Raw genomic sequence first — 12,554 nt, 5'->3', positions numbered from 1 at the left:
GTTACTCTCATTAACACTTTTAGCCGACAGGGCGTCGCGCATGCAGACTGCACAAAAAGTTATCACAACCTATCGCAGGAAACGCATTCTGGTTTGCTTGCTGGTCGCGCTACTTACGCTAACGACGACGTTAGTAATACGATTTATTTCGCAGCGTAGCCTAAATCAGCAGCGCGTCCAGATCAGCACCAATAAAATGGTGACCGCCATGGATAATATCCTGCGGCCTCTGGCGGCACAGCACGCACCCCTGCTGCACCTGGTAAACCAGCCCTGTCAGGAAATTCATCTCACGTTACGTAAGCTGGCGGCGTCGCTACAGACAGTGCGATCCATCGCCCTGGTGCAGTCGAAACAGCTGTACTGCTCCAGTATTTTTGGTCAACGAAATATTCCGGTGCACCAGTTACAGCCCGCCTTGCCGACCAGTCACCCGCTGCTTACTTTCAGCTACGACTCTTCGTTGCTCAAGGGAACGCCGGTTCTCATCCAGTGGTATCCCGCTTCGCTTAGCGGTGACGACGGCGTGCTGCTGGTGATTAATATCGAGCTGCTGGGCGAGTTAATTTTCAATGCAAAATCGGCGTTAATTACCGGAATTGGCCTCAGCGTCGGTGAAAAAAGCTTTATTAGCGGCACCGGGCTGGTCGATCACGAAGCGTTGCCAGGCGAGCAAATCATCTATCGCCAGCATTCGACGGAATTTCCTTTCACGATTAGCGTCAGCGGGCCGGGCGCCTCAGCGGTCGCCTTCAATGAGCTACCGGGCGAACTGCCCCTGGCGCTGATAATCAGCCTGTTGATGACCGGTATTGCGTGGCTGGCGACCGCGGGAAGAATGAGCTTTTCCCGGGAAATTAACCTTGGAATCGCCGCCCACGAGTTCACGCTTTGGTGCCAGCCCCTGCAGGACTTACGCACCCGGCAATGCTGCGGCGTGGAGATTTTGCTGCGCTGGAATAACCCGCGCAGAGGCGCTATTTCGCCGGATGTCTTTATCCCCATCGCCGAAGGTTATAACCTGATACTGCCCCTGACCCGCTACGTTATTTCGCAGACGGCCCATAAATTAGCCCTCTTTCCGCAGGATAAACAGTTTCACATCAGCATTAACGTCGCCGCCCGCCATTTCGCGAATGGCGAACTGCTGCGCGATCTGCACCACTACTGGTTTAGCGCCCATCCGGTACAGCAGCTGGTGGTTGAACTCACCGAACGCGACGTGCTCCAGGATGGCGATCACCATATGGCCGAACATCTCCATTTTAAGGGAGTAAAGCTGGCCATCGACGATTTCGGCACCGGCAACAGCTCTCTTTCCTGGCTGGAAAAACTGCGTCCTGATGTGTTGAAGATTGATAAGTCTTTCATCGGCGCGATTGGTGTCGATAGCGTCAACGCAACGGTGACCGACATGATCATCGCTCTCGCCCATCGTCTGAAGATAGTGATGGTGGCGGAAGGCGTCGAGACCCAGGAGCAGGAAGCCTATCTGCGCGACAACGGCGTCGATTTATTGCAGGGATATTATTATGCCCGACCTATGCCGGTAGAGGACTTTCCGCAGTGGCTGGCGGCGGAAAAGCGTCGGGAAATGCGGTAATAAACAGCCCGTCGGCATGAAACCGACGGGCACAAAGGTTACTCTTCTTCGTCGTTATACTGGCGCTGCTTGACGACGCGTACCAGATCGACGCGATAGTCGTTGGCTTCCACGATGGTGAACTGCAAGGGCAGCAGTTCCAGCACGTCGCCAGGACGAGGAATATGACCGTTGACGGCAATGACCAGCCCGGCAACCGTCGCAATATCTTCGTCCTCATCGACCAGATCGTCGACGCCTACCGCCTGCTGCAAGGCATGCACATCGGTTGAACCTTTCACCAGCCAGCCGTCGCCATCAATGATAATTTCCGGCGTTTCGTCGGCGTCAGGGAACTCCCCGGCAATCGCTTCCAGTACGTCCAGCGGCGTCACCAGGCCCTGCACCACGCCAAACTCGTTGGTGACGATGACAAAGCTACCGCGAGCCCGGCGCAGGACGCCCAGCAGGTTAATCGGGTCGAGGGTTTCCGGGACCACGATCGCCGGCGAAGCCGACGCCAGTGCGGCAACGTTTTCACCGGCTTCCAGCGCCACCAGCATCTCTTTCGCACGCACGATACCAATGATTTCATCCAGCTCGCCGCGACATACCGGGAACAGGCTGTGCGGCGAAGAGAGCAGCTGACGGCGAATTTCCTCTTCACTTTGCTCGGCGTTCACCCAGCTTATTTCCCCACGCGGGGTCATAATGCTGCGCAACGAACGCTGGGCCAGGGTCAGCACGCCGTTAATCATATAGCGTTCTTCTTCCGCAAACGCGCCTTCCGGCACCGGCACCACCGAGGTGTTATCGCTATCGTGTGCCGCAGCGCTCTGTTTGCGGCCGCCCATCAGACGCAGAATCGCATCGGCGGTACGCGCGCGCAGAGGCAGCGTCGACTGGTGGCGAATAAAGTTACGACGCGCAATCTGGTTAAAGAACTCGATGGTAATCGAGAAGCCAATCGCGGCGTACAGGTAGCCCTTCGGTATATGGAAACCAAAACCTTCCGCGACCAGGCTCAGACCGATCATCAGCAGGAAGCTCAGGCAGAGCACCACCACTGTCGGATGCTGGTTGACGAAATTAGTCAACGGCTTCGAGGCCAGCAGCATCACCGCCATCGCAATCACCACCGCCGCCATCATTACCGGCAGATGGTTAACCATCCCGACCGCGGTAATCACGGCATCCAGCGAGAACACGGCGTCCAGTACCACGATTTGCAGTACAACCACCCAGAAGCTGGCATAACCTTTACCATGACCGGAGTCATGCTGGCGGTTCTCCAGCCGTTCATGAAGTTCAGTGGTCGCCTTAAACAGCAGGAATATCCCGCCGAGCAGCATGATCAGGTCGCGTCCGGAAAACGAGAAATCGGCAACGCTGAAAAGCGGTTTAGTGAGCGTCACCATCCACGAAATGACCGACAGCAGACCCAGGCGCATAAACAGCGCCAGCGAAAGGCCGATCAGGCGCGCCTTATCCCGCTGCTTTGGCGGCAGCTTGTCGGCAAGGATGGCGATAAATACCAGGTTGTCGATACCCAATACGATTTCAAGGACGACAAGCGTCAGCAAACCGGCCCAAATAGAGGGATCCATTAAGAATTCCATGAGCAGCTCCAGTTAACGACAGGCGTAGTCATCGCTGTGTCATGCACAGACGAGACACTTGTTGCTGGTGAAAAAACGTAGCAGGTGATGGCGGCAGACGAATGCCGGAAGGTGAAAAGGCGTCGGTGACGATCCATATAGCGGGCTATGCCCTATACTCCTGAGTGATTAAACGGAACGTAAACATAGCAAAATATAGAGCAATATTGGAAAAAATTTACCTGTCTTTGCAATAGCTAAGACTATTTTTTGCGCTGCAAAATAATTACCAACCGATGCAAAATTAGCGGAGCTTCATCACATTAATTATTTTTTCACTGTCTAAAATAATTCGCTGTAGTAATTACTTTATATCTTACACCCTTACTGAATCGATTTTGTTCGCAAGAGTGATTCAGGATGTATCACAACAGATGATGCATTCACGATTATAAAGGAGGTAGCAAGTGACGATTGCTATTGTAATAGGCACACATGGTTGGGCTGCAGAACAGCTGTTAAAAACGGCAGAAATGCTGCTGGGCGAACAGGAAAACGTTGGCTGGATCGATTTCGTTCCTGGCGAAAACGCAGAAACGTTGATCGAGAAGTACAACGCTCAGTTGGCAAAGCTGGATACAGCAAAAGGCGTGTTATTTCTCGTCGATACATGGGGAGGCAGCCCGTTTAACGCTGCCAGCCGCATTGTCGTCGATAAAGAACATTATGAAGTCATCGCGGGCGTTAATATTCCGATGCTGGTCGAAACGCTGATGGCGCGCGACGATAACCCGTCGTTCGATGAGCTGGTTGCCCTGGCGGTGGAAACCGGTCGCGAAGGCGTGAAGGCCCTGAAAGCGAAGCCGGTGGAAAAGGCCGCCCCTGCTCCGGTTCAGGCTGCTGCACCGAAAGCGGCTGCGCCGCTGAAACCAATGGGTCCAAACGACTACATGGTTATCGGGCTTGCGCGTATCGATGACCGTTTAATCCACGGTCAGGTCGCCACCCGCTGGACTAAAGAAACCAACGTTTCCCGCATTATCGTCGTCAGCGACGAAGTTGCGGCGGATACGGTACGTAAAACGCTGCTGACTCAGGTTGCTCCTCCGGGCGTTACCGCCCACGTTGTAGACGTCGCGAAAATGATCCGCGTCTATAACAACCCCAAATACGCAGGCGAGCGCATTATGCTGCTGTTCACTAACCCAACGGACGTTGAGCGCGTGGTTGAAGGCGGCGTGAAAATCACCAGCGTCAACATCGGCGGTATGGCTTTCCGTCAGGGCAAAACGCAGGTGAACAACGCCATTTCGGTCGATGAAAAAGATATCGAAGCGTTCAAAAAGCTGAACGCCCGCGGTATCGAACTGGAAGCCCGCAAAGTTTCCACCGACCAGAAACTGAAAATGATGGATCTGATCGCCAAGGTGAAATAAGTCACCCCGCAGATCGCAACGCAATTTTCAACTTAAGACTTAATCAACAGGAGAAGTGCAATGGAGATTACCTTTCTTCAGATTGTGCTGGTGTTCATCGTCGCGTGTATTGCGGGTATGGAGTCGGTACTTGATGAATTTCAGTTCCACCGTCCTCTGGTGGCCTGTACGCTGATTGGCGCCGTTCTCGGGGATATGAAAACCGGTATTATTATCGGTGGTACCCTGGAAATGATCGCCCTGGGCTGGATGAACATCGGTGCGGCCGTTGCGCCGGATGCCGCCCTTGCATCTATTATCTCTACCGTTCTGGTTATCGCCGGCCATCAAAGCATCGGTGCCGGTATCGCGCTGGCCATCCCGCTGGCTGCGGCAGGCCAGGTTCTGACCATTATCGTTCGTACCATCACCGTTGCCTTCCAGCACGCGGCGGATAAGGCCGCGGAGAACGGAAACCTGACGGCCATATCCTGGCTACACGTTTCCTCTCTGTTCCTGCAGGCCATGCGTATCGCTATTCCGGCGGTTATCGTGGCGATTTCCGTGGGCACCAGCGAAGTGCAGGGCATGCTGAACGCCATTCCAGAAGTGGTCACCGGCGGTCTGAACATCGCGGGCGGCATGATCGTGGTTGTCGGTTATGCGATGGTCATCAACATGATGCGCGCAGGCTACCTGATGCCGTTCTTCTATCTGGGCTTTGTTACCGCCGCGTTCACCGATTTCAACCTGGTCGCTCTGGGTGTCATTGGTACCGTGATGGCGGTGCTCTACATCCAGCTGAGCCCGAAATATAACCGCGTAGCGGGTGCGCCTGTGCAGGCTGCTGGTAATAACGATCTCGACAACGAACTGGACTAACAGGTGAGCGAAATGGTTGATATGACTAAAAATACCACCGAGAAAAAACTGACTCAGAGTGATATTCGTGGCGTGTTCATTCGTTCTAACCTGTTCCAGGGTTCATGGAACTTCGAACGTATGCAGGCGCTGGGCTTCTGCTTCTCCATGGTACCGGCTATTCGTCGCCTGTATCCGGAGAACAACGATGCGCGTAAACAGGCGATTAAACGTCACCTTGAGTTCTTTAACACCCATCCGTACGTTGCAGCGCCGGTTCTTGGCGTTACGCTGGCGATGGAAGAGCAGCGTGCTAACGGCGCAGAGATTGACGATGGTGCTATTAACGGTATCAAAGTTGGCCTGATGGGCCCGCTGGCTGGCGTAGGCGACCCAATCTTCTGGGGTACCGTTCGTCCGGTATTCGCCGCACTCGGCGCCGGTATCGCGATGAGCGGCAGCCTGCTCGGGCCTCTGCTGTTCTTTATCCTGTTTAACGCGGTGCGTCTGCTGACCCGTTATTACGGCGTAGCGTACGGTTACCGTAAAGGTATCGACATCGTTAAAGATATGGGCGGCGGCTTCCTGCAGAAACTGACCGAGGGGGCGTCTATTCTCGGCCTGTTTGTCATGGGGGCGCTGGTTAACAAATGGACGCACGTCAACATTCCGCTGGTGGTCTCCACCATCACCGGTCAGGATGGCCAGACGCGCGTGACCACCGTGCAAACTATCCTTGACCAGCTGATGCCGGGACTGGTGCCGCTGCTGCTGACCTTCGCCTGTATGTGGCTGCTGCGTAAGAAAGTTAACGCCCTGTGGATCATCGTTGGCTTCTTCGTCATCGGTATTGCAGGCTACGCAGTCGGCCTGCTGGGCCAGTAATCAATACGTTGTGCGCCGGGGGCTTGCCCCCGGCTTTTTTATTTGGAGGATGGATGACAATCACGGACCTGGTGTTAATCCTGTTTATTCTTGTACTGTTCGCGTTTGCGGTTTACGACCAGTTCATCATGCCGCGCCGCAATGGCCCCGTTTTGCTGGCAACCCCCCTGCTCCGCCGCAATCGCGTCGATGGCATTATCTTCGTCGGTCTTATTGCCATTCTGATTTATAACAACATCGCTAATCATGGCGAACTTATCACCACCTGGTTATTATCTGCCCTGGCCTTAATGGGGTTATATCTTTTCTGGATCCGTTCGCCCAAAATCATCTTCAAAAAGCAGGGCTTTTTTTTCGCCAATATCTGGATTGAATATAAGCGTATTAAAGAGATGAATTTATCAGAAGACGGGGTGCTGGTGATGCAATTAGAACAACGTCGCCTGCTGATCCGCGTACGAAATATCGACGACCTGGAAAAGATATACAAACTTCTCGTTTCCACTCAATGAGTTAACAATATAGCTTACGCTATATTTAATCATTTCCCGGCGGCTGAAACATAGCCATAGCTATATTTCAGCCGCTTAATTCAACGATATTTATTAACGAATCATTCACCTCTAAAGTCAAATGAAAATCGTTATCATTTGGTTATTAAAATAACGCGATTCTGTTATTGTTTTATATTCTAAAATTATGTTAAGGTTGCGCCCGTCGTTGGGGAGTAGCCAATTTTCTGCCTGTCGGAAAATGTACGTGTCAACATACTCGTTGCAAAACGTGGCACGTGCGGGTTGAAGAAGAACGTCTTCAACCAGGCGAGACCATAGACGCATCGCTGCTGTACGCGGCGCCTCATCTTCAGGATGGGCTGCGTATTTTTACTGGGGGCGGCGATGTGTCATATGGATTATCCCCGGTCAGGACGCTCTCATGAATGTATCCGCTACAATTCTTCTTGCCTTCGGCATGTCCATGGACGCCTTCGCGGCCTCTATTGGTAAAGGCGCGACTCTCCATAAACCTAAATTTTCCGAAGCTCTGCGCACCGGTCTCATCTTTGGCGCTATCGAAACGCTCACTCCGCTGTTCGGGTGGGGAATGGGGATGCTCGCCAGCCAGTTCGTGCTCGAGTGGAACCACTGGATAGCCTTTATATTGCTGGTATTTCTCGGCGGCCGAATGGTTATCGAAGGGGTTCGCGGCGGCGATGGCGAGGAGTGTGAAGCTCCGCGCCGTCACGGTTTCTGGCTGCTGGTCACCACCGCTTTCGCCACCAGCCTTGACGCTATGGCCGTCGGCGTTGGCCTGGCGTTTTTGCAGGTCAACATTATCGCCACCGCGCTGGCTATCGGCTGCGCGACGCTGATAATGTCAACGCTGGGCATTATGGTAGGACGTTTTATCGGCCCGCTGCTCGGCAAACGGGCGGAAATCCTCGGCGGTATCGTGCTGATCGGCATCGGCGCCCAAATACTCTGGAGCCATTTTGCCGGCTAACCCTCAGCGTCGCGCTGCCAGCAGTGAATCATGAAATCGGTCTGGCAGCTGAATAGCGCCTGCTGGCGCAGCGTTTCCCGAACCGGCGGTTTTGCCCGCCACGCAAACGGCGTCATTTGCAGTAAAGCTTCCGCCTCGCTGCCTTTGAGGCGCATCGGATAGGCCAGCTGCTGCTGATGACGTAGCGTGAAACCCTCAAGCGCTTCCGTGTTTTGCTCGTGCAAACGCACTTCGTCGTAGATCAACCCTTTTAGTTCCATCAGGTGACGAGGTCCCGGCGTCGCGGTGATGACCCAGCCGCCGGTACGGACAACGCGCGCCAGTTCAAGCGCGTTACAGGGGGCATAAATACGCACTATCGCATCCAGGCTTGCATCCTCAAACGGTAATCGCTGGCTGGAGGCGACGCAAAAGCTGACCTGCGGATAGCGCTTTGCCGCCGCGCGAATCGCCGATTTCGACACGTCCAGTCCCCAACAGCGGCCGGCGATAGCGGCGAAGGCATGAGTGTAGTAGCCTTCCCCACAGCCTATATCCAGTAAATCCGTTGGCGCAAAGGTGTGCAGATAAGCGCTGACCGCCTCACGAAGCGGCTGGTAATGACCCGCATCGAGAAACTCTCGCCGCGCCTGCATCATTTCGGCGCTGTCGCCCGGATCGCGGGAGCGCTTAAACTGTACCGGCAGCAAATTGACGTACCCTTCCTTCGCCAGATCGAACTGATGCCGCTGCGGGCAGATAAAGCTATTATCGCGGCGCGCAAGCGGCGCGTGGCAAAGAGGGCAACTGTAAGACATGGCAACTCCGGTGTGCTGAAAGGGCGAAAGTGTAGCGCTATTCGCCCTTCCAGGCCACCGTTACAGCGCAGGCGGCAGAACGCCGTCGTGATGCATGACGATCAGGTTTTCCGAGCTCTCCGGCATTCCATCGGGCATGACGTTTTCCAGGCGCAGCACATCGCCCATAATTTGACTGAATACCGGCGCCGACACCGCTCCGCCGTAATATGAACCGTTGCTGGGGTCGTTCATCACCACCACCAGGGCGAATTTCGGATTGCTGGCCGGCGCAACGCCTGCGGTATAGGCAACGTATTTGTCGATATATTTCCCGTCAGGGCCGATTTTCTTGGCGGTACCGGTTTTTACCGCCACCCGATAGTCGCGCACCGCCGCTTTGGTCCCCCCGCCGCCCGGCAAGGCAACGCTCTCCATCATATGCTCGACTTCATGCACTATCTGCTCCGGCATCACTCGGGTCCCCATGACCGGCGGATCGATACGCGTGATCGATAGCGGACGTTCAATACCGTAGCTGCCGATGGTAGCGTATACGTGCGCCAGCTGCAGCGGCGTGACCATCAGACCATAGCCGAAGGCGAAGGTCGCCCGGTCGAGCTGTCCCCAATAGCGGCGCTGCGGCATCAGCCCGGCGCTTTCACCGGTTAATCCCAGGCCGGTAGAATCGCCGAAACCGAACGCTTTATAGGTATCGATGAGATGCTGAATGGGCATCGCCAGCGACAGATGTGAAACGCCGGTATCGCTGGATTTTTGCAGGATGCCGGTGAGGGTTAATTCTGGATAGTAACCCACGTCGCGAATGCGATGGCCGTCGAGGATAAACGGATGGGTATCCACCACGCTATCCGGCTGAACAATGCCTTGCTGGAGGGCAGTCATCAGCACCAGCGGTTTAACCGTCGACCCCGGCTCGAAAGTATCGCTAATCGCGCGATTGCGGAAATCATCCAGCTTTGCATCATCGCGATTGTTAGGGTTGAAATCAGGGTAGCTGGCCATCGACAGAATTTCCCCGGTATCAATTTTAATTAATACCGCCGCCCCCGATTCTGCTTTGTTCCAGCGCACGGCGTTATCCAACGCGTCTTCGGTCACCGTTTGTAGACGCTCGTCGATACTGAGCTGCAAATTATGGGCCGGGACTGCCGGAACTTCCGTGATATTTTCGATGACGTTGCCGTGACGATCTTTGCGCACCAGCCGACGCCCGGGTTGACCGGTCAGCTGAGCATTAAAGCTTTTCTCGACTCCCTCGATCCCCTGATTATCGATGTTGGTAAAGCCCAGCAGGTTAGCAGCAACGTGTCCAGCGGGATAAAAACGGCGCGACTCATCGCGCAGATTGATACCCGGCAGGCGCAGCTTGTCGATCCACTCTGCCTGCTCAGGATTTATCTGGCGCGCGAGATAGAGAAAGCGCGCGTGAGGATGCGCCTGCACGCGATGAGCCAGCTCGCTAAGGTTGAGATGTAAAGCTTGCGCCATGGCCTGCCAGCGCGGGCCATATCCGACGCCGCCTTTTGCGAGCGTTGTTTGCGGATCGATCCAGATGGCGCTTACCGGAACGCTAACCGCCAGCGGGCGGCCCTCGCGATCGCTAATCATGCCGCGCTGTACGTCGATAGGCTCTTCGCGCAAGGAGCGCATATCTTCTTGTTTCACCAAATTGTCAGGAGAGACAATTTGCAGCCAGCCTACCCGGACCAGCAGCAGCCCCATACAGCAAAGAATGGCCACGCATAGCAACCCGAACCGCAAAGGGGTAAAGTTGGCGGCTGACTTAAGTTTGTTCTTTTGCACCTTAGCTCCATCATTATTTTGCAACCACCTGATTTAACAGATATATACAAAACAGATTGCTAAACAGTGCTAATAAGGATGTTGTTTTGCAACAAAGCGCAACGGTGGGAGGATAATTGACATGATTTGCAATAAAACCTAAAAAGCCCCGCGGTCGCGAGGCTTTCTTACAAGATTCAGTGGTCTTGAATCAGATAGCAGTTACGTTAACTGCAGCTGGACCTTTCTGGCCGTCCTGAATTTCGAACTCAACGTTCTGGCCTTCAGCCAGAGTTTTGAAGCCGTTACCCTGGATAGCGGAGAAGTGTACGAACACATCTTTGCTGCCATCAGCCGGAGTAATGAAGCCAAAACCTTTAGACTCGTTGAACCACTTAACTTGACCTTTAATCTTTGCCATTTGCAAAATTCCTTAGACTGTTTTCTTCGCCCGTGGGCACTTACATAGATAAAACTGACACATGACTGCATGAGGCACTAATATAAGGTTCGGCAGAGAAGCGGTATTCAACGACAACGTGTTTACTCAGGACTTCTTTACTGAAAATGCCACACATAAACAGAACTGTACCTCGTTTAACCCGAAACGTGTTATCACATACTACGTTAATAATGGCAAGCCATTTTTAGATGGGTCTCGATCGCTCGCACAAATTATAAGGGAATCATTTGATCACCTGCACATTTATGCGACTTTGCTCCCTCTGCCTTATCCTTTCCGCCCCGCGTCTGTGCCGTAGAGACTGGCTCCGGAAAGAGAGTTTATCCGCCATTCCTCAACAACTTCGGCGTACCCCGCCCCGCTCAAAGCTAAACTGCCAATTTTAGGGGGCAACAAAAAGTATTGCATAAAGATGCATTTAAAAGCTCATATCGATAGCTGAAAAATTGCTTTGCAGGACCATTGCATAATATCGAAGCGCGTAAATGGAATAACTTAAAATATTGTCTATACTGCACGGCAATAATGAAGTCCTGATGACAGTCAGGCCGTTTCTGTCCTTTTATTTGATTAATTAAACAAACTAATTAAAGAGGCGCGATTAACGCACAGCGTCCGCTTGCCGGCACGCCGGATAACCGTCAGCAGAAGATTTATTGATAAGGATAAGTTATAGACTGGGGTGAGATACAGGCGCACACCCTAGGATGCACGCCTGACAATCAGATTAGCGCTCTGCGACCAGACGAATGAAGTCGTCGTCGCCTTTCCCCTTCTCGGCTATGGAAGGTTCTGCTGCACTCTCCTTCTCAGGCTCATTGGCCTCGCAGAGACGGCGCAGCAGCGCGTTTTGCCGCTTTTGCTGATCCAGAAGCGCCTGCAGTAGCGCGATCTGCTCATTTGCGCGCGAACTGGCGCGATTAACAAAAAACCATAATAACAGGCCGACAAGCAACAGCACGACAGACAGCGCCACGGATGCCAGGCTTACAATCCCGGGATTTAGTAACTCACTCATTTCACCACCTCAAAGAGAAGGCGTTCATTCTACCACCCGCGCGGCAGAAGAAAATCAGTCATATAAAAAATGTCTTACCAGGGAATAAACTTATTGATAGTGCAGATGCCGCTGAAGAACTGTACATCCTGATCGCACATTACGTTAAGCATCTGAGTCCATAGCAGTAAACATCCTGCAATAACGACTATCAGCAAAACCCACCGTAATTTTTTCACTCCACACTCCGCATCAGTATCAAATGTCGCCAGGATAACATGACCATCTTAAACCGCGGCTAACTGTAATACGAAAGGCAAGTTTAGGAATCATAGACTTGTTTCAACTCGTGTGCATGACAGAATAGACGCAGGGATAATACAAATATTGAGGCAACAATGCGATTGATCATTCGTACCATTGTGGTGCTGGCTATCTTATGGATTGGCGTATTATTAAGCGGCTACGGCGTGTTAATAGGCAGCAGTGAGAATGCCGGTGGGTTAGGATTGCAGTGCAAATATCTCACCGCTCGCGGCATCAGCACCGCACAATATGTTCACTCCAGCAGCGGTATTATCGGCATTACCGATTGCCCTGTTCTGCGAAAAAGCGTCACGGTAGTGGATAACGGCTAGTCATGTTTCGGGCTACAGCAACGGTAGCCC

At 53.3% G+C, this 12,554-nt stretch carries 13 protein-coding genes and 1 pseudogene; 7 read left to right on the top strand and 7 right to left on the bottom strand.

All coding sequences use genetic code 11. The features are described 5' to 3' along the window. Positions 1–40: 40 nt before the first annotated feature. Positions 41–1,603 (top strand): EAL domain-containing protein, encoded by a 1,563-nt coding sequence (locus ABLV75_RS24475; protein WP_004113734.1) that lies wholly within the window; start codon positions 41–43, stop codon positions 1,601–1,603. A gap of 38 nt (positions 1,604–1,641) precedes the next feature. Here the strand turns inward: ABLV75_RS24475 and yoaE are convergent, their stop codons facing one another. After that, positions 1,642–3,201 carry a CNNM family cation transport protein YoaE gene (gene yoaE, locus ABLV75_RS24470; RefSeq protein ID WP_004103301.1) on the bottom strand — a complete coding sequence of 520 codons (1,560 nt, stop codon included), beginning with the start codon at positions 3,199–3,201 and terminating at the stop codon, positions 1,642–1,644. Between the two features lie 446 nt (positions 3,202–3,647). On the opposite strand from yoaE, the gene manX reads away from it, so the two are divergent. The 5 genes from manX (at position 3,648) to mntP (ending at position 7,844) form a co-directional block, all read left to right on the top strand. Further along, positions 3,648–4,616 carry a PTS mannose transporter subunit IIAB gene (gene manX, locus ABLV75_RS24465; protein WP_004103303.1) on the top strand — a complete coding sequence of 323 codons (969 nt, stop codon included), beginning with the start codon at positions 3,648–3,650 and terminating at the stop codon, positions 4,614–4,616. A gap of 60 nt (positions 4,617–4,676) precedes the next feature. After that, positions 4,677–5,477, top strand: coding sequence for a PTS mannose transporter subunit IIC (manY, locus tag ABLV75_RS24460; protein WP_004103305.1), 801 nt, complete (start codon positions 4,677–4,679; stop codon positions 5,475–5,477). Positions 5,478–5,489: 12 nt separating this feature from the next. Next, a complete protein-coding gene (locus ABLV75_RS24455; RefSeq protein ID WP_004103307.1) occupies positions 5,490–6,341 on the top strand; it encodes a PTS mannose transporter subunit IID in 852 nt (283 codons plus the stop codon). 53 nt (positions 6,342–6,394) lie between these two features. Next, positions 6,395–6,853, top strand: a complete 459-nt coding sequence (locus ABLV75_RS24450; RefSeq protein WP_047720989.1) for a DUF986 family protein — start codon at positions 6,395–6,397, stop codon at positions 6,851–6,853. 424 nt (positions 6,854–7,277) lie between these two features. Continuing rightward, positions 7,278–7,844, top strand: a complete 567-nt coding sequence (mntP, locus tag ABLV75_RS24445; protein WP_024274395.1) for a manganese efflux pump MntP — start codon at positions 7,278–7,280, stop codon at positions 7,842–7,844. On the opposite strand, the gene rlmA is transcribed toward mntP, so the two are convergent. The 6 genes and pseudogenes from rlmA to mgrB all read right to left on the bottom strand — a co-directional run bounded on the left by rlmA (position 7,841) and on the right by mgrB (position 12,125). Further along, positions 7,841–8,641, bottom strand: a complete 801-nt coding sequence (gene rlmA / locus ABLV75_RS24440) for a 23S rRNA (guanine(745)-N(1))-methyltransferase (RefSeq protein ID WP_024274396.1) — start codon at positions 8,639–8,641, stop codon at positions 7,841–7,843. The genes mntP and rlmA overlap by 4 nt on opposite strands. Positions 8,642–8,701: 60 nt before the next feature. Further along, a complete protein-coding gene (gene ftsI / locus ABLV75_RS24435; RefSeq protein WP_049591827.1) occupies positions 8,702–10,447 on the bottom strand; it encodes a peptidoglycan glycosyltransferase FtsI in 1,746 nt (581 codons plus the stop codon). Positions 10,448–10,637: 190 nt separating this feature from the next. After that, the gene (cspE, locus tag ABLV75_RS24430; RefSeq protein ID WP_001062678.1) at positions 10,638–10,847 is read right to left on the bottom strand and encodes a transcription antiterminator/RNA stability regulator CspE; all 210 of its coding nucleotides are present in this window, start codon (positions 10,845–10,847) and stop codon (positions 10,638–10,640) included. Positions 10,848–10,859: 12 nt separating this feature from the next. Beyond that, positions 10,860–11,004, bottom strand: a pseudogene (locus ABLV75_RS24425) (DUF2627 domain-containing protein). Positions 11,005–11,616: 612 nt separating this feature from the next. Continuing rightward, positions 11,617–11,907 (bottom strand): YebO family protein, encoded by a 291-nt coding sequence (locus tag ABLV75_RS24420; protein ID WP_004103312.1) that lies wholly within the window; start codon positions 11,905–11,907, stop codon positions 11,617–11,619. A gap of 74 nt (positions 11,908–11,981) precedes the next feature. Next, a complete protein-coding gene (gene mgrB, locus ABLV75_RS24415) occupies positions 11,982–12,125 on the bottom strand; it encodes a PhoP/PhoQ regulator MgrB (protein WP_041146201.1) in 144 nt (47 codons plus the stop codon). Positions 12,126–12,284: 159 nt separating this feature from the next. On the opposite strand from mgrB, the gene ABLV75_RS24410 reads away from it, so the two are divergent. Next, positions 12,285–12,524, top strand: a complete 240-nt coding sequence (locus ABLV75_RS24410; protein WP_004103313.1) for a YobH family protein — start codon at positions 12,285–12,287, stop codon at positions 12,522–12,524. Positions 12,525–12,554 lie beyond the last annotated feature (30 nt).

Source organism: Klebsiella sp. CN_Kp066 (genome assembly GCF_040065135.1).
Lineage (GTDB): Bacteria > Pseudomonadota > Gammaproteobacteria > Enterobacterales > Enterobacteriaceae > Klebsiella > Klebsiella oxytoca.
Note: the sequence above shows the minus strand (reverse complement) of the source record. Positions and strands in the feature narration are given on the sequence as shown.